Source organism: Paenibacillus sp. M-152, assembly GCF_003856555.1.
GTDB lineage: Bacteria > Bacillota > Bacilli > Paenibacillales > Paenibacillaceae > Paenibacillus > Paenibacillus polymyxa_C.
In genome coordinates, this window is record NZ_CP034141.1 from 2,637,185 (window position 1) to 2,663,202 (window position 26,018).

Annotated in this window: 22 protein-coding genes and 4 pseudogenes; 15 read left to right on the top strand and 11 right to left on the bottom strand. The window is 41.2% G+C overall.

Features of this window, described 5'->3' with window-relative positions; genetic code table 11:
* Nucleotides 1-131: 131 nt before the first annotated feature.
* The gene (locus EGM68_RS11850; RefSeq protein ID WP_129549234.1) at nucleotides 132-824 is read left to right on the top strand and encodes a pseudouridine synthase; all 693 of its coding nucleotides are present in this window, start codon (nucleotides 132-134) and stop codon (nucleotides 822-824) included.
* 53 nt (nucleotides 825-877) lie between these two features.
* Here the strand turns inward: EGM68_RS11850 and EGM68_RS11855 are convergent, their stop codons facing one another.
* From EGM68_RS11855 to EGM68_RS11870, 4 genes are read right to left on the bottom strand one after another with little or no spacing between them, the layout of a single operon-like run.
* The gene (locus EGM68_RS11855) at nucleotides 878-1,978 is read right to left on the bottom strand and encodes a GerAB/ArcD/ProY family transporter (RefSeq protein ID WP_040101391.1); all 1,101 of its coding nucleotides are present in this window, start codon (nucleotides 1,976-1,978) and stop codon (nucleotides 878-880) included.
* Between the two features lie 12 nt (nucleotides 1,979-1,990).
* Nucleotides 1,991-2,218, bottom strand: a complete 228-nt coding sequence (locus EGM68_RS11860; RefSeq protein ID WP_013371060.1) for a hypothetical protein — start codon at nucleotides 2,216-2,218, stop codon at nucleotides 1,991-1,993.
* A gap of 6 nt (nucleotides 2,219-2,224) precedes the next feature.
* The gene (locus EGM68_RS11865; RefSeq protein WP_058831320.1) at nucleotides 2,225-3,433 is read right to left on the bottom strand and encodes a Ger(x)C family spore germination protein; all 1,209 of its coding nucleotides are present in this window, start codon (nucleotides 3,431-3,433) and stop codon (nucleotides 2,225-2,227) included.
* Between the two features lie 13 nt (nucleotides 3,434-3,446).
* Complete coding sequence (locus EGM68_RS11870) at nucleotides 3,447-4,871, bottom strand: spore germination protein (RefSeq protein WP_129549235.1); 1,425 nt, start codon at nucleotides 4,869-4,871, stop codon at nucleotides 3,447-3,449.
* A gap of 293 nt (nucleotides 4,872-5,164) precedes the next feature.
* Between EGM68_RS11870 and EGM68_RS11875 the strand changes: the two genes are divergently transcribed.
* The 6 genes and pseudogenes from EGM68_RS11875 (at nucleotide 5,165) to EGM68_RS11905 (ending at nucleotide 9,300) form a co-directional block, all read left to right on the top strand.
* Nucleotides 5,165-5,533, top strand: coding sequence for a hypothetical protein (locus EGM68_RS11875; protein WP_017428542.1), 369 nt, complete (start codon nucleotides 5,165-5,167; stop codon nucleotides 5,531-5,533).
* 125 nt (nucleotides 5,534-5,658) lie between these two features.
* Nucleotides 5,659-6,500: pseudogene (gene mle, locus EGM68_RS11880) on the top strand (alpha/beta fold macrolide esterase).
* A gap of 246 nt (nucleotides 6,501-6,746) precedes the next feature.
* The gene (locus EGM68_RS11885) at nucleotides 6,747-7,025 is read left to right on the top strand and encodes a DUF6809 family protein (RefSeq protein ID WP_129549236.1); all 279 of its coding nucleotides are present in this window, start codon (nucleotides 6,747-6,749) and stop codon (nucleotides 7,023-7,025) included.
* A gap of 138 nt (nucleotides 7,026-7,163) precedes the next feature.
* Nucleotides 7,164-7,943: pseudogene (locus EGM68_RS11890) on the top strand (WXG100 family type VII secretion target); the annotation flags it as partial.
* Nucleotides 7,944-8,509: 566 nt separating this feature from the next.
* A pseudogene (locus EGM68_RS26530) lies at nucleotides 8,510-8,782 on the top strand (DUF2326 domain-containing protein); the annotation flags it as partial.
* Nucleotides 8,783-8,985: 203 nt separating this feature from the next.
* Nucleotides 8,986-9,300 (top strand): hypothetical protein, encoded by a 315-nt coding sequence (locus tag EGM68_RS11905; protein WP_231124608.1) that lies wholly within the window; start codon nucleotides 8,986-8,988, stop codon nucleotides 9,298-9,300.
* Nucleotides 9,301-9,574: 274 nt separating this feature from the next.
* Here the strand turns inward: EGM68_RS11905 and EGM68_RS11910 are convergent, their stop codons facing one another.
* The 3 genes from EGM68_RS11910 to clpP form a co-directional block, all read right to left on the bottom strand.
* Nucleotides 9,575-10,240, bottom strand: a complete 666-nt coding sequence (locus EGM68_RS11910; protein ID WP_129549237.1) for an MBL fold metallo-hydrolase — start codon at nucleotides 10,238-10,240, stop codon at nucleotides 9,575-9,577.
* A gap of 46 nt (nucleotides 10,241-10,286) precedes the next feature.
* Entirely contained in the window at nucleotides 10,287-10,493 is a 207-nt protein-coding gene (locus tag EGM68_RS11915; RefSeq protein ID WP_043885946.1) for a hypothetical protein, read from the bottom strand.
* Nucleotides 10,494-10,554: 61 nt separating this feature from the next.
* On the bottom strand, nucleotides 10,555-11,139 hold the full coding sequence (gene clpP, locus EGM68_RS11920) for an ATP-dependent Clp endopeptidase proteolytic subunit ClpP (protein WP_013371085.1): 585 nt from the start codon (nucleotides 11,137-11,139) through the stop codon (nucleotides 10,555-10,557).
* 199 nt (nucleotides 11,140-11,338) lie between these two features.
* Between clpP and EGM68_RS11925 the strand changes: the two genes are divergently transcribed.
* Both EGM68_RS11925 and EGM68_RS11930 read left to right on the top strand, forming a co-directional pair.
* On the top strand, nucleotides 11,339-12,064 hold the full coding sequence (locus tag EGM68_RS11925; protein ID WP_013371086.1) for an RNA polymerase sigma factor: 726 nt from the start codon (nucleotides 11,339-11,341) through the stop codon (nucleotides 12,062-12,064).
* A 93-nt stretch (nucleotides 12,065-12,157) separates the two neighbouring features.
* Entirely contained in the window at nucleotides 12,158-12,868 is a 711-nt protein-coding gene (locus EGM68_RS11930) for an alpha/beta hydrolase (protein ID WP_129549238.1), read from the top strand.
* A gap of 153 nt (nucleotides 12,869-13,021) precedes the next feature.
* Here the strand turns inward: EGM68_RS11930 and EGM68_RS11935 are convergent, their stop codons facing one another.
* Nucleotides 13,022-13,552 carry a DUF4303 domain-containing protein gene (locus tag EGM68_RS11935; RefSeq protein WP_090739251.1) on the bottom strand — a complete coding sequence of 177 codons (531 nt, stop codon included), beginning with the start codon at nucleotides 13,550-13,552 and terminating at the stop codon, nucleotides 13,022-13,024.
* Nucleotides 13,553-13,628: 76 nt separating this feature from the next.
* Here EGM68_RS11935 and EGM68_RS26535 point away from each other — a divergent pair.
* A pseudogene (locus EGM68_RS26535) lies at nucleotides 13,629-13,790 on the top strand (DUF2798 domain-containing protein); the annotation flags it as partial.
* 235 nt (nucleotides 13,791-14,025) lie between these two features.
* Here the strand turns inward: EGM68_RS26535 and map are convergent.
* Together map and EGM68_RS11945 are read right to left on the bottom strand one after the other, a co-directional pair.
* The gene (gene map, locus EGM68_RS11940; protein WP_013371089.1) at nucleotides 14,026-14,772 is read right to left on the bottom strand and encodes a type I methionyl aminopeptidase; all 747 of its coding nucleotides are present in this window, start codon (nucleotides 14,770-14,772) and stop codon (nucleotides 14,026-14,028) included.
* A gap of 26 nt (nucleotides 14,773-14,798) precedes the next feature.
* Nucleotides 14,799-15,518, bottom strand: coding sequence for a TetR/AcrR family transcriptional regulator (locus EGM68_RS11945; protein ID WP_129549239.1), 720 nt, complete (start codon nucleotides 15,516-15,518; stop codon nucleotides 14,799-14,801).
* Between the two features lie 342 nt (nucleotides 15,519-15,860).
* Between EGM68_RS11945 and EGM68_RS11950 the strand changes: the two genes are divergently transcribed.
* The 5 genes from EGM68_RS11950 to EGM68_RS11970 all read left to right on the top strand — a co-directional run bounded on the left by EGM68_RS11950 (nucleotide 15,861) and on the right by EGM68_RS11970 (nucleotide 24,875).
* Nucleotides 15,861-16,130, top strand: coding sequence for a CD3324 family protein (locus EGM68_RS11950; RefSeq protein ID WP_013371091.1), 270 nt, complete (start codon nucleotides 15,861-15,863; stop codon nucleotides 16,128-16,130).
* A 359-nt stretch (nucleotides 16,131-16,489) separates the two neighbouring features.
* Nucleotides 16,490-17,494 (top strand): alpha/beta hydrolase, encoded by a 1,005-nt coding sequence (locus tag EGM68_RS11955; RefSeq protein WP_129549240.1) that lies wholly within the window; start codon nucleotides 16,490-16,492, stop codon nucleotides 17,492-17,494.
* A 202-nt stretch (nucleotides 17,495-17,696) separates the two neighbouring features.
* Nucleotides 17,697-19,772: a thioredoxin domain-containing protein gene (locus EGM68_RS11960; protein ID WP_129549241.1), complete on the top strand. Its 2,076-nt coding sequence runs from the start codon at nucleotides 17,697-17,699 to the stop codon at nucleotides 19,770-19,772.
* A 387-nt stretch (nucleotides 19,773-20,159) separates the two neighbouring features.
* Nucleotides 20,160-22,160 carry a methyl-accepting chemotaxis protein gene (locus tag EGM68_RS11965; RefSeq protein ID WP_129549242.1) on the top strand — a complete coding sequence of 667 codons (2,001 nt, stop codon included), beginning with the start codon at nucleotides 20,160-20,162 and terminating at the stop codon, nucleotides 22,158-22,160.
* Between the two features lie 150 nt (nucleotides 22,161-22,310).
* Nucleotides 22,311-24,875 (top strand): hybrid sensor histidine kinase/response regulator, encoded by a 2,565-nt coding sequence (locus EGM68_RS11970; protein ID WP_129549243.1) that lies wholly within the window; start codon nucleotides 22,311-22,313, stop codon nucleotides 24,873-24,875.
* A 5-nt stretch (nucleotides 24,876-24,880) separates the two neighbouring features.
* Here EGM68_RS11970 and EGM68_RS11975 read toward each other — a convergent pair whose 3' ends face one another.
* Nucleotides 24,881-25,573, bottom strand: coding sequence for a response regulator transcription factor (locus EGM68_RS11975; RefSeq protein WP_013371096.1), 693 nt, complete (start codon nucleotides 25,571-25,573; stop codon nucleotides 24,881-24,883).
* Between the last annotated feature and the right edge of the window lie 445 nt (nucleotides 25,574-26,018).

Consider the following 26,018-nt stretch of genomic DNA (forward strand, 5'->3'; position numbering starts at 1 on the left):
ATGTATAGGGTTGTTTTTAAAAGGCTAACATCTGATTACGTACGCATAATCAGATGTTTTTTTAGTGGATTAAAGACGTACCGCCTGTATTGATCCATATTTCTTATACTACAACGTAAAATAGGTGAATCATGCGAATTAACAAGTACATTAGTGAGACAGGATTCTGCTCACGTCGGGAAACGAACAGGCTGATTGCAGCAGGGCGAATTACAATTAATGGCAGCGTATGTGAAGCGGGCGCGGAAGTAGAGCCACTGGATATCGTGTTGATCGATGGGAAGCCTATTCCGATTAATCATAGTGAACCCGTATATTTGGCATTAAATAAGCCTATCGGCATTGTATGTACGGCAGCGGAGCAAGTGGAGGGCAACATTATTCGTTATGTCAATTATCCTTCACGTATTTTTGCCATTGGCAGGCTGGATAAGGCGTCAGAAGGGCTCATTTTATTAACGAACGATGGAAGCATTGTCAATCAAATGATGCGTTCCGAGCATGGTCATGAGAAGGAATATGCGGTGACTGTAGACAAACCTGTTACAGATGAATTTACACAGACCATGTCTCGTGGCGTTGAAATATTGAACGTTATTACCAAACCGTGCAAGGTTGATCGTATAAGCGAATACGAGTTCCGTATTATTTTGACACAGGGTCTAAACCTGCAAATTCGTAGAATGTGCAAGGCTTTGGGCTACAGGGTGCTCAAGCTGGAGCGTGTTCGAATTATGAATATTACATTGGATCATCTGGAGCGTGGGCAATGGAGACATCTTGAGAAGGAGGAACTGGAGCTACTTCTCGCTAAATTGCAATAATGAGTACAACAAAAGTTTATTTGAAGGCAATATGTTCATACAGCCAACGCAACTTAGTGATACTTTTTACGTAATTTCAACGAGCCGCCTAATTTACCCACCAGCCATAGCACAATAGGAAACACAATACCGAAAATCATGGCGTAAAAAGGCCATACTGAAAAAAACTTGTTTATAAATTGCATGTTTGGCCAAATAGAATGAACCATTGCTATTGCGATTAGGATCAAAGGAACTAAGAGAGAGTTAGCGTTTCGAAGGCGAAAAGCATCTGCAAGCCCTTGGGCTGAAACATATAAAAGCAGTGCGAGTCGGAAAAAAATAGTGACAAACCAGAACACTGCAACGAAAATTTCAAACCGTTGAAGAAACTCTCCGCTACTGATTGTTCGGTTAATAAAAAAAGTAGGAAATGTCAAATTAGATACAACACCTTCACTCATCACGGCGATTATTTGTAGAACCATGAGAAAATACATGCCGCCGCTAATCAAAGCAGATGTTATCACTGTCTTTCTCCACTTTTTTGGATCAGGGATGTACTGTGCAAAAAAAAGATACAGAAATGCCTCAAGATAGGGAAAGGCAAACAAATTGAACGAAGCGAGAACGATAGGGTTCAAACCATACTCAAAAATAGGGAGCACATTATCTATTTTGCTCTCAGGAAGAAGGGTAATCCTGACTAAAAGATACAGAACAAGAAGGAAAAAAAACAGGATTTCCGCACAACGTCCAATTACAGCTGGGCCTGATCGAACGGCGAAATAAATGACTATAAGCATGATGAAATATATGGCGTCGGGGGGAGTTTCAGGCATAATAGCTATCGTGATAAAGTCGCCTAGATTTCGAAGCGTCATGATGAACACAAGAAAGGGAAAGAAAAAAATGAAAACGATACTGATCGTTCCGCCCAAGGGACCGAAGAGGCAACGGAGATACTCTACGAAAGATTTCCCCTGTATTTGCCTAGCGATAGAGGTATATAAAGGTATCAATAACAGATAAAACCCTAAGGAGACTGGGATGGAGAGCCAGGCATCTTGTTTAGCGGCAGCGGTAATTGCCGCTGGGAGTACCAGATATGCGCTTCCTATTTGATATAATGCAAACCACATAATAGCTTGTCGAACGGTCAAGTTGGAATTCACCCTAATACCTCCTTAAGATAACATTTCTGTAAGTAAACGGCTTATCGGTTGAAATAGGATTTGAATGCCCGTTAGTGGAGTCGGCAGTTTAATGCTGACGATCCGTAGGATAATCAATATAACGCCTATAATCAATAATATTGAGCTGAATACAATTTCACGTACATATTGTTTCTCTTTAAATTTTTTAAACTCATACAACGATGTTAAAATGGAAGTTACGAGAATCACATAAAGCATATGCATTCACTCCTGATTGTGTATTCCCATATCAATTGGACTAGTAATGTCTCCGAACCGAACTAAACGATAATTGAGCTGAATATCCACTTTAAGTGTTTGGAATTTTTGTGGCCAATCCTCTTTCCATCTATGCCATTCACGCGGGAATTTGCGGTGAAAAGCTTCTCCAAACCCGAATATATCGGAACCGATTTGTTGTGCGTGCGAAATGCCTTTCTTTAAAGACTGTTGCAGATGCTCTTTAGCTGATTCTTGAAGATCTCTAAATGTCTCTTCATTCTTAGGGTTGGCATTGCACGAGATTGTTCCGATATTGGATTCTGTATCCACAATAAGAGAAATGCGCGGCTCATGGTCTATTATTTCTGGATGTATTTTTACTTTGGAACGGATTACTTCAACAACAAATTTTCCTTTGGAATTCGGACAATCGATGGAAGCTACGGTACTGGAAACACGGTTGGATATATAGGTAAAGGCTTTACTTTGTGAATCATCCATCCAATCGATAAGTCGATCGCCCTTGAAAACACCAATTCCAGTGAAAAAATATTTAACATGTTGGGGCGACTTTGTCACATTATCAATAGTTAGACCTTTTTCTAGGTTTGTCAGTCGAATACCTGTAAGGACCGGTTCAATGCCATCCTCCGTAAATTTCTGCAAAAGATCTTTTACATTGACCGCGGAAGTTGGAGCCCATGCTTTTTCAGAGATCTTTAATGCCTTATACATATCCATTGCAGGCAAAACCTCGGTTGGAGCTACAAAAGTAACGGCCTCCTTTGCCGAGTTTTCTCTGACAACGGCCAAATAGAAATCAGGCCGAACTTCATGATCACGGAATAGAAAGTCCAGCGGCTCCTTGATTCCTTTTTTTGCGGTTTTCTCATCAAAAATGACAAACTTTAAGTGAGACATATACATTTTGCGGGACGATTCCGTTGTTAATTTTCGAATAGCTTCAAATATGGTATCGGCGCGTTTGGAAAAAACGATCGTTGGCGTCCGTTCCGTGGGGGAATTCTGAGACATTTTCGATGGGTCAACCACTTGTAAACTGACTTCATATTGGTCATCAACAGCATCAATGCCCAGAGCCATCACGACGGAAATTGCGCTCAATTCCTTACTGTTCCAGCAACCCGTAAGAAACACCATTAGCCAGATGCACATAAACAGTAATAAAATGGTGGATCGATACGAGTTCATGATGGTCACTCCTTTAGTTTTTGCGATGTTTTTTAGTTCTATATGGAAAACGCAATATTGCGTCCCTCTGCTCCGACGATTTGTAATTGGCAAAGGGGCTCAAATACGGTACACCGAATGAATGAAGCCCATTCAGATGTACAAAGAGCATAAGAATACCAACAGTCAACCCGTACACACCAAACATAGCGGCTGTGCCTATGAAGGCGAAACGTAATATCCGGATTGGAATGGCAAAGGTGTATGAGGGAATGACAAAGCTGGAAATGGCCGTTATTGCAACAACAATGACCATAACAGCCGAAACGATGTTTGCTTCTACAGCTGCCTGGCCGATTACGATGGACCCGACAATAGAAACGGCTTGACCAACCGTCCGTGGCATACGAAGACCTGCCTCCCTCAGAATTTCAAAAACCACTTCCATGATCATCGCCTCAACAAATGCGGGAAACGGTACTCCTTCACGTTGCGCGGATAAGCTTAATAATAAAACGGTTGGAATCATATCCTGATGGAATGTCGTTAATGCGACATAAATGGCCGGAGCCAACATACAGATTGCCAGGCAGATGTACCTTAATATTCGAATGATACTGCTGTAAACAAAGGATTGATAATAATCTTCTGCCGATTGAAGGAAATCTGCAAACACCGCAGGTGCAAGAATGGCGAAGGGAGATCCATCCACAAATATCGCTATTTTCCCCTCCATAATTCCTGCTGCAATGGAGTCTGGGCGATCTGAATTGTAAAAGAGCGGAAATATCGTGAGTTGTTTATCATGGAGACATTCTTCCAAATATTCGCTTTCAAGCACGCCTTCTACATGCATGTTCTTTAACTTGGATATCATGTCTTGCACCTTTTTTGGGTCAGCGACCCCATATAAATACATGACGGATATATCGGTCTTAGTTTTTTCGCCAACTTTCATGGTAGTTAGACGTACTCTTGTATCCTTCACCCTTCGGCGAACCATAGTCGTATTCGTACGTAAAGTTTCTGTAAACGCTTCTTGCGGACCTCTGACCACTGGCTGCGTCTTCGAGTCCGAAATGCTGCGTTCTTCCCATCCAGGCAAAGAAATGACCAATCCTTCATCCATATCGTCTAGGAGGAGGAGAAGACCACCTGAGAGGATCTGTTCCAAGGCATTTTCAAAGTTTTGAGTAAAGCTTGCTTCACCAATGTCCAAAATTGCGTTTTTCAATAACGGTAAAGTGATCTCGTCAGAGGAGACACGATCATGCAACGGACGGATCACATTGTCCTGTACCTTTTGCATGTCAGTCATTCCGTCCAAATAAAAAAGAGCGGCGTGTTTATGACCAGTCGTGATCTCACGAACAACAAAATCCGAACTGTTTCCCATGAAGCTACAAATGAGCTCGATATTCCGGTATAATTGTCTTGAAAATTTAGTATGTAACTTCATTGTTACCCTCCTCAGATTCGTAGTATTAACAATAATCCGAAATAATACCACAATAATCCATGATTTATTCATTTCGTTAAGATTAATAACATCTTTAACGGTGGAGGATACAATACCTGCAATAATACTATGTAAAGAGCTTAATTTATCCAAATTTCAATTCATCCAATTATTCAAACAGGCTACAGATGACTATCTTTTTTTGGAATAGTTTACTTGTGTAGTATAATATTTTTGACGGATATTCTTTACTGTCAATTCATTTAAACATCCAGATAGAGAGGGATTTGATCATGCTATTCATTACAAAAAAATTGATCGACAAGCTAGCAGAACCTCATAGAGAATCTGACATGCTCATCTGCTATTCAACTCCACAGAGCTTTTCGGCTTATACAAGTCGAGCCATATTACTCTTAAATAATGATCGGATTATTATCCTTTTCCTCAATCTATTTTCCACAAAAGTAGTACAAAAAGTTGAATATGAAATAGCTGATTTACAAGAACAAAAATATCATTCTGGACACCTGTCTTCTGCAGTATGGTCATTTAAAATCAAAGGCCAGCACAGTAGGTTCAGGATAATCAAAAAAATTCTTACGCTTGGCTCTATGCAAAGAGATTTTCTAAATTTCTTGCAACAAAATATCTTGAACTAGCGACCGAGTAGATCGGTAATTCCTGTCTGTCTAAGGCAGAGGCACTGGAAGTACTTAATAAGGATAAGTGATGAAGGTAATATTCGGTGTTTTTTGTTATATATCATTGAAGGGAGGAATTCTACATGAATGAACTACTTATAAAAAGCGATGGAATAGAAATTTGTAGTGAGAGTTTCGGCGAGCGAGTTCACCCAGCAATATTACTGATTATGGGCGCTCAATCCTCACTGATCTGGTGGGAGGAAGAATTTTGCCGGCGTTTAGCTGATACAGGTCGGTTTGTCGTTCGTTATGATAACCGAGATGTCGGACGTTCTACAACTTATGAACCGGGTCAACCAGACTATACTTTTGAAGACATGGCAGATGATGCGATTCGAGTTTTGGATGCTTATAAGATTGAACAAGCGCATATCGTAGGGATGTCTATGGGCGGAATGCTGACTCAGATGATAGCTCTACGACATCCAGACAGAGTATTAACGGTGACTCTTTTAGCAACGTCCAATTTTGCTCCCGATCTTCCACCGATGGAGGAAAAGGTTATGGACTATTTCTCGAATATGGAAGCAATAGATTGGACGAACGAACATCGGTGGTTGATTTTGTGGTGGGTAGATCAAGAATTCTAGTAGGTTCAAAGCATTCCTTCGATGAGAATAAGGTGTATCAACTGGCAAAAGAAGAATGGAAAAGAAGCAATAATATGGCTAGTATGAATAATCACGCAATGCTGTCAGGTGGAGAATCCTATTTGGCCAGGACAGGGGAAATAAACGTTCCTACACTGGTTATACACGGTACTGAAGATCCGATTATCCCTTATGAACATGGAATACATCTTGCTCACGAAATTCCGGGTGCGTTTTTACTGGCATTGGAAGGTGCCGGACATGAGATTCACTATGACGACTGGGATTTAATTATCGATTCAATTTCAAAACACACTTCGATGCCAAATTAGTTTAATCAGCCGAACATTTAGATCAGATAAATTAGAGTAGAAAATGCAACTTTTCAAAGTTGTCATTAGAAATGTAGAGCTCTATCCTACGGGGTAGGGCTTTTTAATGGTTTCTAGTAAAATATTCGCTAAAAAATCATTAGTGACATTACAATAGGAATATTCTATTTTTTAGGAACAGAATGCATCTACATATCTGAAATTTATACAAAGTATTTATCAGAACAAAAGGGAGAAGATGAATATATGAGCATCTTGGAGGATTTATATTATGGAAAATGGTACCCAAGAGAACGAACCAAACCTAAAAAACCTGAGCTTGAGCTAGTCCATCAGAAAATATCTGTTTTTATGAAACAACTGAGAGTGAGATTGTCGGAACACGACTACGAATTAATTGAAGAACTATCCGATTTATATGATGTTTTGATTTCTATATTATCTGCCTCAGATTATTATTCAGGGTACAAAGCAGGGGCTTTGACGATAATTGAAATAATTGATGGGATAAACTATCGAAACTAGGAGATCGAGCTTTCAATGTATCGGCTTATTTTTATAAGGTGAATCATATAACTTAAGTAAGATGTATTTTAGGAGTGGACAGTATAAGAGAAGCATTTATAAATATAAGTCAGAGGTCATAGGGATTCAGTCTTATAATTTGATTCTTTCTGGAGCTTCATGGATTACATGACGTACGGTATACCCAAAGGAATGTATCAAGGGTATATGGAACGAGCAGCCAAACAAAACGATTCATGGAATGACATGCTCAATTTCGGTACATTTGGAGTAACGGGCATGATTCAGGGTGCATTCAATCCTACCAATGCATGGTCAAAGGAACATATGGCAAATTTGTTTGGTACAGCAGGATTGATGATAGGTTCTACGTCGACCAAAGCGCTAATCAAGCCCAAAAATATTTTGGAGGGTTCTGTTAAGTATGAATCAACTCTTAGTAAAGTCAATATTTTAAAAGAAAGCGAACAGCGCTCTTCTAATATAAAATCAAACGATTTTAATTATGCTGAAACTGGTGCTCGTAATATTCCTCCAGAGCAATTTTTTAGAGAAGAAGCTATTGCAGAGGAGTTATATGGAAAATTTAGGAACTTAGGAAATCAAGACGTAGAAGCCATTGCTAAAAATACTGGTTTTTCAGAAAGAATTCAGAGAATTAAAGACCATGTTTTTAACAATACCCACACTAAGGATCATGGAGTCGGGAAATTTGACCCTGACTTTGAATTATCACAAGCTTGGGAGAGGTTAGTAGATGGGAAATACGTGGATTCTGATGTACAATTACTACATCATGAGCTTTTTGAATCGAGGTTTGAAGGCATATTCCATACGAATTATAGAACAGCACATGATAAAACTATAGAATCTGGAAGACCATGGAATTGGGAAAAGATCTATGAGGAGAGAGAATAATGGCCGTATATATAATCATGCTAAAAGAATATGAAGATGAAGAAAGAGTTGTATATAATTATGGACCAAGTGAAGAGGCAATGGGGAAAATAGAATATGACAAAAAAATGGGGTCATAAATCAAATTGCTCCGATAGTTTCAGATAACTATGCAGATGAATTTTTCTTTAAGAGAGCGGGACGAAGGTTGGCAAAGATGATTATTAAAGAGAAGAGAATGGAAACTTCGTAGAAAAAACGACTATTGAATCGTAAGTGAATTATATAAACTATCTTTACAAGAATCGTAGAAACAAATGGCGATGCCATTTAAGCTTTTTAAAGTAGCTCTCACATTAGGAGTTACTTTTTTTATTACAAGAGGTGCAGTACGAGGCTTGAGAAATACGTGTAAGACAGAGGGCTTTCTTTATAGATGAGAAAGTTTGCTAGTGAAATCGAAGGTATTGAAAATGAAATCACAGTTCTTAGTGAAAGCAAACAACAGTCATGGATCGGATTAACAAAAAGATTATTTCTATTAATGAGAAAATTCATACAGATAAACGGAGAGCACCTTAACTGGGAAAGCATATACAAATTTATTTATTTTAGATATATGTATATTTGACTTAACACCACTACCTATTTTGATACATGATTCAGTATTATTCAAAAATGTTGAAAATAGTGTGGTTGACAATATTATTGAATTATATGATGAGCAACGAAAACAAACATTCATTTCAATTGATGAATTAAATAAATATTCAAGTACTACACAAGAAATTTTGTTTACACATTCTGTAATCCAACTTTCAAAGGATAAACTTTTATTTGATAAAGATTGGAGGGCGTGATAGTAATATTTAGCTATGAAATCTATTTAAAGTAGATGTTTAGTATGCTAATAACAACTCAAATCATTTGTGTAACTAGCATAACTACGCCCTTCATCACTATTACCATAAAGTTCTTGTTAAATACATATTGTTAGGAGGATCGGTTAATGTGAGAGATGGATTCAGCATAAATACAAAAAATACATTATCTAAAAGAGTAGGTGGTTGTTGTTGCAACGTTTAAAATGAAAAAAATAATGGATGTTAGTTTGGCTTTTGAGTCAAAAGATGAAGGAACAATCATAGTAGGAACAAACAAAGAATTGGATCATTTAACCTACCCAGAGATAAAAAAAATCATAGGAAATAAAATTCTTATTAAAAATACAGATCAAAATGAGACGGTATTAAACGTTAGCTCTATTCAAATTTCAACTTCAATGGCTGAAAGGAAAAATATTGGCATATGTATTGGTAAGTTAGTATCTCCTGATCTTGTTCAAGTGGGGGCAAGTATTTATAGTTTGGAAGATTAATAGAGAAATTAACACTATGCATGTTTTGGTCAATACTTTCGTAAAAAGGCGGTCTCCCCTTTTGGGGAAACCATACATTATACATAATTGATTTAAATATTTATGCAATATCAGCATTAACAATACTCTGAATTTTTTTATGTGAAATACTTTTAGTGTTTATCCATCTTTGTTATATGAACTTCTTCGTTTCATTAAATGCTAACTCCCTGTGGCCTGCTTGGCAGTGTTGCTCACCCTCCGTTTCTTTAGTAAATACTGTTAAACTGTAACTTTATAATTCTTGGGTAAGACCTAATATCTGATCATGTATATCTACATTACTTAATCCTCCGTGATAACAAACCACCGATGCAATGTCGAGATCTAAGTACTTTTTCAATGAGAGACAAGCTGCATTCATATCCGGTGTGGTCGGAGCATAAATTCCTCTGAGAATCCCGTTTTCACTGTACATCGAATCCCCGGCAATGAGAATCTTACTTTGCTTTAAATAAAGGCTGATATGACCAGGGGTATGTCCAGGAGTATGGATGACTCGAATTGTTCCGCAAAACGGCAGCTCCTGACCGTCTATTAAGGTAGCATCCACTTGGCCCTTTGGAGGATTCTCAAGGTGACTATCTTTGAAAAGAGGGATCTCCCCCTGAATATATGGCTTATCCAGCTCATGTGCATATGCTTTAATATTGTTGCCACACTCCTGCAAAATCTCAGGAAGACAACCTATATGATCCACATCCTGATGTGTCAAAATCACAGCTTTTAGTTTGTCGAACGATACGCCTACCTTTTCCATAGCCACGCGTAAATCTTCCATTTGTCCAGGGAATCCTGTATCTATTAAAACAGCCATTTCTTGATCCCATAAAAGAATGGGGTGAATCCTATGCCCACGAAAATCTAGCTGAAGCATTTCTACTCCCTGTGAAATTTCCATAATATCGGGCCTCCGTAAAACGAAATTACCACCCATGAAAATAGGTTCAAGGGGCGAATCCAACTCTGTGGCGTTGCCGTTCCTTAATGTCAATGGATACGGTGCGAATAGATGTAATAGGAATAACAAATGTCTGATATTGCGTAAGGTATTTTACGAACTTGTCGTCAATCTGATCCAATATTCCGTCGCATACATTTGTCCCATCTATAAAATGAATAGTTACTTCCTTACCTTGTAAGCTTGCTAACATGATATCACCTCGTTTGTTTTCTTGAAGTTTCTTGCCGGATCATTGAAATCTTGAACATACTCTACAAAGAAGTTATCACTTGATCAATAACACCATATTCGAGTGCCTCCTGTGCGGACATGTAAAAATCCCGGTCCATATCTTTTTCGACTTTTTCAAAAGATTGCCCGGTCCGTTCAGCTGTGATACGGGTTGCCTTTTCACGAGTCCATAAAATTCGTTTTGCGCTGATCGCAATATCGCTGGCCTGGCCTTGTGCGCCGCCGTGCGGCTGATGGATCATAATTTCACTGTTCGGCAGTGCAGAACGTTTTCCTTTGGCACCAGCCAGCAAGAGGATGGCGCCAAACGAAGCAGCAAATCCCGTACATATCGTATGCACCTCGGGTTTGATGTACTGCATCGTATCATAAATGGCAAATCCTGCGGAAGTAGAACCACCTGGGCTGTTGATATACATGTAAATATCTTTTTCCGGATCTTCTGCCGCCAGGAACAACAATTGAGCAATAATACTGTTAGCCAATTGATCGTCGATGGTTGCCCCTACAAATACAATACGATCCTTTAACAATCTGGAATAGATATCGTACGATCTTTCACCTTGAGCAGTTTGCTCCACAACATAAGGAACATAAACACTCATTTTTCATCCCCCCATTTTCTTGGTTCAGTTGATTTCTTCTTGTAAACGAACCCAGACCGTAAAAAGATACGGAGTTTTAATGGGAAAAATGATTTGCGTATATGGTGTAACTTCTATAACCCCTTGTTCGTTTACAATGAAGGTAGCAAATGGCTTTGCTTTAGCAGAGGGCAGAATATGACCGTAGAGGAGAAGGCCTATGAACATAGAAGATTCTGTACAGATGACAGACAATACACTAGACATCCAGAACTTTGATGAATTACAGGCGGTCCTGAAAAGTTACTGTCTGTCGCTTACGAAATCAAATTGGGATGCGGAAGAATTGGCGCAGGACACTTGGGTAAAAGCATTAGGAAAGTTAAATAAATTCGAGCATACAAATCCCAAGGCACTGTTGATGCGGATTGCTAAAAACACCTGGATTGATGATATACGGAGAAAAGCAGTCTACACTCGAATATTGAATAGGGAACAAGCGAAAGTAACTGTACCGGATCATGGATCTTTTGAAATCGAGATCGCGTTGCAGTCCTTAATGAATCATTTATCTGCGCTTCAGAGAACTGTTTTTTTGCTGCGAGATGTGTTTGGATATTCGATTCGTGAGACATCCGACATGCTTGAAACAACGGAGGGAGCGGTAAAAGTTGCACTTCATCGGGCACGAAAATCGCTAGGAGCAGTTCAGGAGGAACTCTTAAAAGGCGAATTATCCTTACCAGAAAGTGAAAAATCGAAAACTTTTCTAAGGGCATTAACGGCTGCATATCAGATGGGAGATATTGCAACTTTGGTTATGCTTTCCTACCAGGATGTAATAGAACCAGAAGTTATGATCAGTATCGTCAATAATAAGTTGCTCTGGAGTCACGTCTCAGCAAAACAAGCGAATTTCGATACTATAAGTATGATGGCAGCGTAGTTTTTCTTACCATCGTAGTATCATAAGATAGAATCACAAAGAATATTTTGATAAGGAAGACAACAACAAGCTGTTTTAAGCGAGGATAAAGTAATGATAAAGCAAAAATTGAAAATCGAGGGCATCCCGGCAATTTTGTGGGGTGGTGAATCAGATAAGGTATTTATAGCTATCCACGGTAATATGTCAAACAAGGCAGATGATGTGATCGTTATATTTGCAGAAGAAGCAACGGCACAAGGGTATCAAGTCATTAGTTTTGATTTGCCTGAACATGGTGACCGCAAAGAAGAAACCTACGTCTGTAAAGTTCAAAATTGTGTTCATGATCTTGACATCATCATGCGTTACACACAAAAGCAATGGCATGAAATTAGTATTTTCGCTTGTAGCATGGGTGCGTATTTTAGTTTACTTGCTTATCATCATCTCCCACTAAAACAATGTCTGTTTCTTTCTCCAGTGCTAGATATGGAGAGAATAATCAAAAATATGATGACATGGTTCAGTGTAAGTGAGGATAGATTAAAAGTTGAAAAAGAAATATCTACACCCATTGGGCAAACACTTTATTGGGATTATTACTGCTATGTTAAATCGCATCCAATTGATACATGGAATAAGCCAACTGCCATACTTTATGGCTCTGAAGATGACTTGTGTGAATATGACGTCATATCTACGTTTGCAAGCCGATTTCATTGCCAGCTAAAAGTGATGGAACGTGGAAAACATTATTTTCACACCAAAGAGCAACTACAGTTTTATAGACAGTGGTTGAAAGAACATGTAACCGCAAAATAAGCATATGGGAAGCAAGGAGTTGATCTCACTGCTTCCCATTTAACGTATCTTCCAGCGCCGTATTTATCTTCAAAAGGTTACAAATAAGTAGCTGGTAAGTGAGTGTTTGAGATTGAAAAAAAGTTGAACCATGTGAAAGAGAATGATTTAGTATTATTGATAACGATGCAAGAAGCCATCAACTAATTTGGCATTTGTCATCTGAATTACAGACTGATCTTCCAGTTCCTCGGCCATATCATCATCTGTCATGGACACGAAAAAAATAATATCTTCTTTGGACTGACCGAATTGAGTAAAAAATACATCGTCGGTTTCTTTAACTACCTTGGCCATAATTTTTATCATTTCATCTTTATAGTCCAACACATTGTCGGTTGCATACAGAAATTTGCTAATATGATTGAGGTGTGCTGTATCGCCATATTGATATTCGCTTAATCCCCATCTGTAATAAATTTCATCTTCCTTGCTGTTGCACAGGTCTTGGGCTTTCATGTTTGTGATATGTCTAACAAGTGATTCCTCCGTATTAACAGCTAGAAACAAGGTGACAAAATCGCTGTCTGTGCCAAACGCGCAAGCGTAAACTTTTTCATCCTTCACTTCTTCCAGTATGCTTTTGAGATCTTCCAAAAATCCTGCTCTAAATCTTTCCTCAAATTCACTCAGAAAATTGCTCATGTGGTTCATATACTCCTTTATGAGTTTTATGCTTGATTATACTTTACTATTATTAGCACGACTCGTGTAGCCTACCACAATTATAGGAACTTGGATTGGTACGAAGCAAATAAGCCTAGAACCTTTTCAGAACTTCTTTCATAGTTGGTTTAGAAATTTTGGTGTAGCATTTTGGATTGAGCTATTGGTTGCTCAGCCAATAGCAAGATATACAATGAAAAACATACATGCAAGATAGGCTAGCCAAGAGAGAGTGTAAATCCGTAATATGATACCAAAGTCATAATAAAAACCGCATAACAATATGGTTTTTCGTAAATCGGTAAAGATACAAACCATGTAAAAAGGCGCTGGTTCCAGCCTGGGACCAGCGCTTTTTCGCGTTTCGGATTATGAACTTTCGTCAGGCCAAGCAGGCCGGGTCGGCGACTTATTTCCTAAAATGACGCATTGCCGACTGTTCGTCTTTATTCTTACTGGGCTGTTAAAATCAGTGGACCGTCCTGCGTAACTGCAATCGTATGCTCATATTGCGCCGACAACTTGCCGTCGGCCGTTCTCGCCGTCCACTGATCGTCGTCGATCGTGATACGGAACGTACCTTCGTTGATCATTGGTTCAATCGTAAACACCATGCCTTCCTTTAACCGAGTGCCTTTGCCAGCTACGCCGATATGCTCGTAGCTCGGCTCCTCGTGCAGGCTCCGCCCGATCCCGTGCGCGAGCAGATCGCGTACGACCGAAAAACCGTTTGCTTCCGCATGCTGTTGAATCGCCGACGTTATGTCGCCGAGCCGTCCTCCGGGGAGTGCTCGGGCGATCCCCAGATCCAAGCATTCCTTTGTCACCCTCATTAATTTTTGCGCCTCCGGCCGGATATTGCCTACCGCATAGCACCAGCACGAATCGCCGAACCATCCGCCGTATTCCACAACGATGTCGAGCTTCAGCAAGTCGCCGTCCATAAGCACCTGGTTCGAAGGAATGCCGTGGGCCACCACATCGTTGACAGAAATGCAGGTTTCGGCGGGGAAACCGTTGTATCCTTTTGTAAACTGCTTGCCGCCCAGCTTGGTGATATGTCTGGCAACAAAGTCATTGATTTCCCGGGTGGTGATCCCAGGCTCGATTAGTTTGACCACCTCGCGATAGCAGTCCGCAACGATTTGGCTCGCAGGCTTCATCTCTTCGATTTCCCTGGGTGATTTTAAAATGATCATCTTTGTCTATTCGCTCCTTATTAATTCTATAATTTTAAAAACCGGACGATATCTCTGGCCTCCTCGTGCAGCTTTCCGCGGCGAAGCGAAAGCGAGGCGCAGCCGACCAAGGCGGCCAGTAGCATTTCCGTGCGCTGTAGCCGATACGGCGGCTCCGCCGCGTTTCCGCCGGAAGCGGCAGTCCCGTCCGCCGCACGATCGGTTTCCAGCAGCGCGGCAAGCGGCGTGAGCACTTCCCGGCGAAAGGCGGCCGAGAGCGGGGCCGAGCGCCCTTCAGGCAGCGAGGCAAAGCCCTCACCGGCCAACTTATGCAGCAGGTACAGGGCGTGGTCCTCCGCCCAAAGCTGCAGCAGCCGGACGCCAGCGGCGGCGACGGGGCCAAGCTCTGTGGCAACGGCCGTTTCGCGGCTTCCGCTTTGGGAATCCGCCGCAGCCAAGCCGAAATGCCCGCCTGCCGGCGTCTTCTCCGAAGCCGAAGCGGGAGGGGCTTTCGGTTGAGCCTCAAGCGGGGTCTCCAGCCATCCCCCGGCCCGCTCCAATGCGTCCCATAGCAGATCGTGGAGCAAATTGCCCTTATTGCTGTAATAATGGTATACCGTGCCATAGCCGAGTCCTGCCTGCACGGCGACATCGCGGATTTCCAGTAAAGGTCCTTTATTCAAAAACACATCGGCAGCGGCTTTCCGGATTTGCGCCAGACGCCGCAGCCGGATCTCTTCGTTTTGTTCCTTTGTTCGTGGAGACATCTTGTCCGTTCACCTCTTTTATTTTTGACCTACTCTTATGTCAATATAAAACATTAGCTTGCGAATAACAAGAGTGAGCAAACAAACGTCCCGGCAACACCTCGTAAACGAATGAAGATCAGGTGAGCAGAGTTATGCTATACTTGCGAAGTAAAAGGGGGTGCCTACTGATGGAGAATCTATTGGGATTGTCTGTGACTTCTTACACTCATGCAAAGCCAATTATTAGGAAAGCGTTACTTTGTATGGGGCGAAACAATTTTTTAACGCTGAATAAGCTTTTTTAATATTTTTGGCTTTGCACCTTATTTTAAAAAGAATCAAAATAAGGAGCGAGCAAAATTGAGATATACGAATGCTACAAAAGTTTTACCTCAAAAACTAATTACGGAAATTCAAAAATATGTTCAAGGAGAGACTCTGTATATTCCTAAACCAAAAACGGAGTATATGAATTGGGGCAGTTTGAGTGGCGGGAGAAGGTTGCTTGAACAGCGAAATACCGAAATCAGAAATGCTTTTCAAAATCGCAGCAGTATCGAGCAATTAGCTAAGGAGTTTTTTCTTTCTACCGAAACCATTAAGAAAATTGTGTATTCACATAAAAAGTAGGGGATGCACTGGTGAATTCGATCGATATTCAATTAAGTGAACATAAATAATACCTAATTTACAAAGTGGCGTGGTACTATACTCGCGTCAATGAATTTAATTTTGGCCTCATCTAGATTCCCAAATACTTTTTTGTATTTCAATTTCTATTTCAAAGGCTGTACTTCATTTTTACATTTATTATTTTTATGTCAAAAATGATTCTAACTCGTTGTTTTCATTTATAGAGCTTATTTTAATCTTTAAAATATGAATATAAACGACAGCAACAACGGATTTGGAACGGTGCCGATTCTGAATAAATGAAGGGAAACATGTGTTGATTCATTATCGTTGAAACAAGAAAGTGGGGAAGATTTATGGGGGAGCAAAAAAGTAGAAGCAGACATCTCATTGATCCAGAAATTATCAGTGCAGTTGATTTAATACCAACAACCGACCTTACCAAATCTACACTAATGGAATCACGTAAAAACCAATCTCAAATGATGCAACAATTAGATGTAACACAGATGTTCCCTGTTACATTGGAAAAAAGGGTTGTGCCAAGTTATTTTAACGGTCCAGATATTCAAATAGAAATCATTAAGCCCAAACAATCAAAGCATAATAAGATGCCTCTATATTATTCGATACATGGAGGCGGGATGGTCTTAGGAAGTCCAGTCGTGGATCGTCCTGCTAATGCAGCTCTTGCTGCAGAACATGGTTTCTGTTGTGTATCTGTGTACTATCGCCTAGCGCCAGAGCATGTACAGCCAAGTCAGTTACAGGATTGTTATTCGGGCCTAAAATGGTGTATTGAACATGCGGAAGAGTTAGGGATAGATACTGAGAAAGTTGCCGTCGGGGGCAGTAGCGCTGGTGGCGGTTTGGCGGCTGGCTTAGCTTTGTACATTCGTGATCAAAAGGAATTCGAAATCCATCATCTAAGATTAATGAGGCCAATGCTAGATGACCGCACAAGTATCGCACCGGAGCATCCATACGCAGGAGAGTTTATTTGGACAAAACAAAGCAATTATTTTGGCTGGAAATCTGTATTGGGGGTTGAACCGGGTTCCGAGGAGGTAAGTGAATATTATGTGCCGGCCCGTGCCAAGTCTTGGGCCGGGTTGCCACCGACTTATATAAATATAGGTACCGTTGATTTATTCATTGATGAAGCCTTATTTTTTGCTAAACAACTGGTATTTGATGGTGTCTTAGTGGAATTACATATCTATCCCGGGTACCATCATATGTCTCCCGCTTTTCCAAATGCGCATTTTTCAAAAGAAGGAGCTAGAACAAGTGAATACGCCTTACTGAAAGCTCTGAAGATATTTGATATAAATTCTAATGAGTATAATACTAAACGCTAATAAGGTACGATTGCAGTAAACAAAGCACTGTTGGAGAATATCCATCAGTGCTTTTTCATACCTACTTATGACCTGAACACATAATTTATTGATAGATTCGGTTGAGAGTCATTATATTTTTTCTACTCTTCCGACTTTTACCACCCATTTAGGGTAAAATAATACCAAGCATAAAATCCAACTATGGAAGTGGTGATGCCCCATGTCAACGAGCAGCAAACCGAATAGATTAGTCAAGGAAAAATCACCGTACCTATTACAACATGCTTACAATCCGGTAAACTGGTTCCCTTGGTCAGATGAGGCTTTTGAAATTGCTAAGCGTGATAACAAGCCAATTTTCTTGTCGATTGGCTATTCGACTTGTCATTGGTGTCATGTGATGGAGAGAGAATCTTTTGAGGATCAAGAGGTAGCTGAGGTATTAAATCAGGATTACGTATCCATTAAAGTGGATCGAGAGGAACGTCCGGACGTGGATCATATTTATATGTCCATCTGTGAGACGATGACGGGGCATGGGGGCTGGCCGCTGACGATTATGATGACGCCGGATCAGAAGCCTTTTTTTGCGGGTACGTATTTGCCAAAGGAGCAGAAGTTTGGGCGTGTCGGACTTTTGGAGTTGCTGGGTAAGGTGGGAATCCGATGGAAAGAACAGCCGGATGAGCTGATGGAGCTGAGTGAGCAGGTACTTACCGAGCATGAACGACAGGACTTGCTTGCTGGTTATCGCGGAGAACTGGATGATCAATGCTTGAATAAAGCTTTTCATGAATACAGTCACACCTTCGATCATGAATATGGTGGCTTCGGAGAAGCACCGAAGTTTCCTTCTCCACATAACTTGTCTTTTCTGCTGCGATATGCACAACATACGGGGAACCAGCAGGCACTGGAAATGGTAGAGAAGACGCTGGATGCGATGTCACGGGGCGGAATCTACGACCATGTAGGCATGGGATTCTCAAGGTACTCAGTGGACGAGAAATGGTTGGTGCCGCATTTTGAAAAAATGCTGTATGATAACTCTTTGTTGGCCATCACGTATACAGAAGCTTGGCAGGTGACAGGCAAAAGACTGTACCGACAGATCACTGAACAAATTTTTACATATATCGCAAGAGACATGACGGATGCAGGAGGTGCTTTTTATTCGGCAGAGGACGCGGATTCTGAAGGAGAAGAGGGGAGATTTTACGTCTGGAGCGACTCTGAGATAAAGGCTGTATTGGGCGATGAGGATGCCTCTTTTTTCAACGACTTGTACGGAATCACACCTTACGGTAATTTTGAAGGTCACAACATTCCAAACCTGATTGATATCAATTTAGAAGCCTACGGGAACAAGCATGACTTGACCGAGCCAGAACTGGAGCAGCGGGTCAGTGAGCTAAAGGCCAAGCTATTTACTGCCAGGGAGCAGCGGGTTCATCCTCAGAAGGATGACAAGATTTTGACCTCGTGGAACGGGTTGATGATTGCTGCTTTGGCCAAGGCGGGGCAAGCTTTTGGAGATACCAGATATACAGAGCAAGCTCGAAAGGCAGAGACGTTCTTGTGGAACCATTTGAGACGGGAAGACGGACGCCTATTGGCACGGTATCGGGATGGTCAGGCAGCTTACCTCGGCTACGTAGATGATTATGCTTTTTATGTGTGGGGGTTGATTGAGTTGTACCAGGCGACCTTCGATGTACAATATCTGCAGCGGGCACTGACGCTTAATCAGAATATGATTGATCTGTTTTGGGATGAAGAACGGGACGGGTTATTCTTTACCGGATCAGATAGCGAACAATTGATATCCAGACCCAAAGAAATTTATGATGGTGCGATTCCGTCGGGTAACAGCATTGCGGCCCATAATTTTGTGCGACTTGCGCGGCTAACGGGGGAAACTCGATTGGAAGACTATGCTGCCAAGCAGTTTAAGGCTTTTGGCGGGATGGTTGCTCATTACCCCTCAGGCCACTCAGCGCTGCTCAGCGCGTTGTTGTATGCGACGGGAAAGACGAGTGAGATTGTCATTGTAGGTCAAAGGAATGATCCGCAGACTGCCCAGTTCGTTCAGGAGGTTCAAGCTGGTTTTAGGCCAAATATGGTTGTTATTTTTAAGGATAAAGGACAGCCGGAGATTGCAGAAATAGCTCCTTATATCCATGATTACGATCTTGTGGATGGCAAACCAGCCGTATATGTGTGTGAACATTTTGCCTGTCAGGCACCTGTCACCCATATCGACGACCTTAAGGCTATGCTGGATAGAATAGAATAAAGTGAATTTAATCCCCTTGCGGGTGGAGCATATGGTGATTTTCGATCAATGACCTTATGTGTGCCACCTTCAAAGGGATTATTTTATGTAAAGAGGTAGGTATAGTGTAGTGAAACTAACATTTTCTTAACATCTACATTGCATTTTTTTTAATAATTTTTAGGTATATTATATCAAAGAACCGGTTCCGTTTAGCTTTGTGGTGTTCGAAAATAAGTACATATACCTATTCAACTAGCGTGTTTATATCTTTTTATATCCAAGCATTTCAGCAGGAGATGTGAAAAAACGTGAAAGGGAATCTGTCGGGTGACTGCCATCATAGACAAGACGAAGCGGCTCACCATAGGTTACGAAATTCAGGCGATGAAATGGAGATGCTAAGTAATGAAGAAGTTTTCAAGGGAAAAATGGAAGATAACAAGGGTACTCAGCAAAAATTTTAAAACAAAGCTAATGGTGGCCTTTATTGCCTTTCTGATCATACCATCCATGATTGTGGGGGCTCTTTCGTTTGAGAGCGCTAGTCAGCAGATTCGAAACCAGATCGAAGAAAGTGCCGAGCAGGCTATAATTCGTACTAATTTTATTATTGATAGTACTATTGAACCCAAGCTACATGATGCAGAATATTTTGCAGAAAGACTAAAAGGCAATCGGGTAGAGACAGAGGAACAAGCGGCTAAACTGGAAGAGTTGTTTAAGCAATATGCTGCACTTCACCCAGAAGCAGAATCTATCTATTATGGTACGAAAGACGCTAAACTTACAACCTATCCACCAAAGCAATTACCAGATAATTATGATCCACGTATTAGACCTTGGTATGATGAAGCGATAAAGGGAAATACAAAGACAGCGATTAGTTCACCTTATCTTTCGGCAGACTCAAAGCAGATGACGGTTACGGTGTCGAGAGCAACGACAGATGGATCCGGTGTTATTGGTATTGACCTGAAAATTAGTGGTATTAAAGAGACATTGAACAATATTAAAGTAGGTCATGAAGGTTATGCCATATTGCTGGATAGCAACCATACTTACATTGTTCATCCAACGAAGGCAGCAGGCGCCAAAATTACAGATATTGAATCACGCATGTTTCAGAGCGACACAGGTGAATACGAATATGAATATGAAGGTCAGCCCAAGTATATGAACTATGCGACCAATAAGCTGACAGGCTGGAAGATAGGCGGAACGCTATATTTATCTGAAGTTGATGAAGCAGCTCAGCCGATTTTGTTCAGCACTTTGCTTACTATTGTCGGTTGTCTTGTGATTGGTGTTATTATTGTTTATTTCCTAATCCGTTCCATCATCAAACCGATTTTAAATCTTAAAGAACAGGCGGTAAATGTGAGCGCAGGAGATCTGACACAGGACATTCAAGTCATGAGCAAGGATGAGATTGGAGAATTAGGAGCAGCTTTTCAGAATATGCAGCACAACTTGCGATCCGTTATTCAGAACGTAGGAAACAGTGCGGATCACGTCGCTCTTTCTTCGAATGAGCTGACAATAAGTGCGGAACAAACCAGCGCTGCAAGTGAGCAGGTATCCCAGGCTGTGCAAGAAATTGCTAGCGGTGCGGAGAAGCAGACTACGGGGCTGGAAAATAATTCGGTTGCACTGGATGAAATAGCACAAGGAATCACCCGAATTGCTGAACGCTCGACTTCAGTAGCGGATTTGGCCAGACGTTCTGCCTTACAAGCTGAGGAAGGACGAAAATCTGTGGAGCAGACAGGCGAGCAGATGAATTCCATTCACCAGTCAGTAGAGCGTTCCAACCGGATGATTCAGACCTTGCAAGCCCGCTCTCATGAAATTGGAGAAATTACGAAGGTCATTGGCGATATCTCCAATCAGACGAACCTGTTGGCCTTGAATGCAGCTATTGAGGCTGCCAGAGCAGGTGATCATGGTAAAGGCTTTGCCATCGTTGCGGATGAGGTGCGCAAGCTGGCAGAACAGTCTCAGAGTTCTGCCACCCAGATTGCCAACTTGATTGGCGAAATTCAGCATGAAACCGAAACTACGGTGGAAACGATGGATAGGGTCACGACTGAGGTGAAGGACGGACTACAGATTTCCAAAGAGACCATTGTGAAGCTGAATCATGCGATGGAAGGCATTCGGGAGACTACGCCTCAGATAGATGATGTTGCCTCGATTGCCCAGCAAATATCAGCTAGTGTACAAGAGATTGCAGCAACAGCCAGTGAGCTAGCAACGATTGCAACCGGTAATGCCGCCACATCTGAAGAAGTTGCCGCCTCCTCACAAGAGCAATTGGCTTCTATGGAGGAAATTTCGGCTTCTGCTCAGTTGCTTTCCAATATGGCTGCTGATTTGAAGGTGATGGTCAGTCGTTTCAAATATTAAATACGAGCTTGAACGTTATGGAATCTATAGTACAATAAATGCTCGGGACAGTTCTTTAAGCCTTATGGCATAAGGAATCTGTCCTGAGTTTTTTTATATTTCCGATACAGCTTCTGGCAACATATGAGAGATTACAAGGAGGACGAACACTTGGTTCGAGATTTATTGCTATATACGATCGTGATATTATTGTTAGTTTTGATTTTTCAGCGTCAGCTCATTCGTCAGGCGATCACAGGCGTATTTTATGGACTGGCAGGAATTCTGTTCTTTTATTTTGGCATAAGTGATAGTACACTGCTGACCTGTGTGTTGGAAATAGGGATTGGTCTATTGTTCATGACTCTGTTTGGGCAGGCCCTAACCCCCACCAATTATACATATGGACAGCGATTGTTGGACAAAAATCATGATCTGCTAACTTTACTTCGAGTTCAACCTGGCTTTACCTTCAGGCTGGAGAAAAGGGGTGATGAATTTTATTATATGCTGCTTGATGGTGAATTGCTGGAGCGTATGGGTCTGAATCTGCAAGTCAATTTCAATAAATGGGAGCATGTGAAACGTATTGGGGATATTTTGGAGCTTTCCTCTGAAACACTGGAGCAGCTTACCGAATACTACAAACAGGCTTGGTTCGGGGATCGGACCGTATTTGAATTGGAGTTTTGGGAATATTCAGCTTTAATTACCTTGCATCCTGTCAGGGACGACGGGTTCACCAGATATGTCATCGGTCATGTATTGGATATTACAGAGTATAAAGCTTCCGAGCAGAAAAGAAAGGAGATGAGTGAATTTAACCATGCAAAAAGCATTTTTCTAGCTCATATGAGCCACGAAATTCGAACGCCGCTGAATGGCATCATCGGGCTCTCAAAGCTGTTGAGTAAGACTCAACTGACTGACGTTCAAAAAGATTACCTCCACAAGCTGCTCGCCTCCTCGCGTACTCTTTTAGACATGCTCAATAATGTATTGGATTTTTCCAAGATAGAGGCTTGTAAGCTGGAACTGGAAAGGGTCGAATTTGAGTTGGAAAACATGCTTCGGCATCTCGCAGATACTATTGGGACTTTGCTGGAACATAAAGAAATAGAGGTCGTTTTTATAACAGACCCGGAATTGCCGAAAAGCTTCAAGGGAGACCCGCTTCGAATGGAGCAAGTACTTTTAAATCTTATGACCAACGCCATTAAATTCACAGATCAAGGGCATGTTTTGTTACAGGTAAAAATGGTAGGCCAGCAGGACGAACGAGTGAGTGTCACTTTTATGGTAGAAGATACGGGCATAGGCATTTCCAAGACGGGAATGGACAAGCTATTTGTCCCTTTTACCCAAGTGAGCACATCAACCCACAGATATGGGGGTTCCGGGCTGGGTTTGGCTATTAGCAAGCAATTGGCTGAAGCTATGGGTGGTAGCGTAGAAGTGAAGAGCTGTTTAGGAGAGTATAGTCAATTTTACTTTAATGTGGAGTTGGATATCGGGGATTTAAATGCAAGAAATACGCAGTTAGAAAAACCAATCAACGGCAAAGCCTTAATCATTGCACAGCATAAACTGGTGAGCCACAGCCTAAACGAATTACTGCAAGATTTGGGACTACAAACACTCACCGTTTCATCCTTTCAGGAATATGCAGATGCTTTTCAAAAGGGTGAACATTTTGATTTTGTTATGATTGATATGGGGATGAAAGGCTTTAGAGAACTTGAATCATGGAGGCATTGGTTTCATATACTGGATAAGCAAATGACTCAGGTCATTGGGCTTACAACCGTGTTCCAGTTGGAAGAAGTAGCCGCTGAAGCTACAGAACATGGGGTGGATGTCTTTTTGTCTAAGCCAGTAACTCGGAACGCTCTTCTGGAGGTGCTCCGCTTTAACCACGAGCAGGAAAAGTCAGTGTCGGTAGATCATCATAGTCTGGAAGCTGTTGCAACCATGAATTTGCAATATGAAGTAGGGGTCTCAACACAAAAGTATCAAATCCTCATAGCGGAGGATAACGAGATTAGCCAAGTAGTGATAACCGAATTTTTGGCAGAGCGTGGTTTTGAGGTAACGATAGTCACAAATGGAAGAGAAGTAATAGAGTTACTGGAGCGATTTTCCTGGGATATGGTGCTGCTTGATCTACATATGCCGGAAATGGATGGTTTTGAGACGGCCAGACATATTCGAAGAAACAGGGCTTTTAACAGACTCCCCGTTATCGCTTTTACCGCGGATGCTGTGCAGACTCAACAGGAAATTTGTCTTCGTGCAGGCATTAATGACGTGCTGCTCAAGCCTGTACATGAATTGACCGTAACAAGAATATTAAATAGCTGGATCCATTTAGCGTGGCTGCAAGAATTACATGGCATTCACGCGGAGAAGGCGATAGCCGGTATGGATGGCAAGGTGTATATTTTTCAATTTGCCCTACATAAATGGATACAGGAATACCAATATCTTGATAAGAGAGTTGTGAGAAAAATGGATAATGGTCAGTTATCCTCTGCTCTTCGATTAATTCACTCGCTGAAGGGAGGGACGGGGAATCTGTGTGCGACTGAGCTGCTGGCAAAGGTGATAAAGTTGGAGAAAGCATTGAAGCGCAGCAATGAAACCTCAGGGGGAGAACTGTATCCAGACTGGAGAGAGCAACTGAGTATAGTTCAAAAGGAGATTAATCAAATTAAATCATCCATTCCCTGGATCTAACTGTGTTATTGCATAAATTTGTAGCCGATTCCCCAGATGGTCTTAATCAATTGTGGTTTCTTGGGGTCTTTTTCGATTTTTCTGCGTAAATGGTTAATATGTACGTCCACTGCCCTCTCATTAATAAAGGAGTCTGTGCCACGGAGAGCCTGAATCAAGGCATATCTACTAAATACAATTCCTCGGTTCGAATAAAAAAGCTTCATCAGCTCAAATTCCGAATAGGTCATCTCTACCATCTGGCCATTAACGATAACCATTCTTCTCGCCAGATCCAAAGAAATGCCGTTTTCAGGTTCAGCTTCAGGTGAAGTGTTTCTTCCTTGCAAGCGTGTGATTTTAATCCGACGGAAAAGAGCCTCGATCCTTGCTTTGAGCTCCTGCATACTAAAAGGCTTGCAAATATAATCATCTGCTCCCAACGTAAGTGTACGAATGCGCTCTGAAATGTTGTTTTCTGTAGAAATCACGATGATTGGCACGTCCGTATGCTTGCGTATCAGCGGGCAGGGATTCACGCCATCCAAATCTGGAAGCAACAGATCTAGCAGAATAATATCGGGCTGTTCTTTATCGAGTAGGGCAATTCCCTCAGTTGCTAGTTCCACTCGAGTAACGTTGTAGCCTTCCCCTGTTAAATATAAGGAGAGAGTGTCACCCAGCATATTATCATCTTCAATAATCAAAACATTAGACATGATATGTTTCCTTATCTATTTTTAAATTTAGCAAGTTCTTTTGATAGAGTAAACTCCTTTGGACAGTCTGTCAAAAACTCAGTTTTACTCTGGAAACCCAGTAGCCAGACAGTTTTGATATATATCTATTTGATATGAAAATGTACTTTTTTTGAGATTTATCACTATAATACGACATTTTTCATATCTATTTAACAATATACTGCAAGAACATAACCTTAAATTACAAAAAATTAACAAAAGATCTCAGAAACATGCATTGACTTTAAAGAAAATTATGGTATTTTATTACATAGGAGTTGACATCCTCTGACAGACCCCTTAGAAAAACCCACTATATTAATCTTCCATTTATCTGCTCTTAATATGCATCTCTGTATTCTTTTGTACTCTATATGTTCTTGTGATCGTACTCATGATTTTGTGGTGTGGATATCCCATTGTG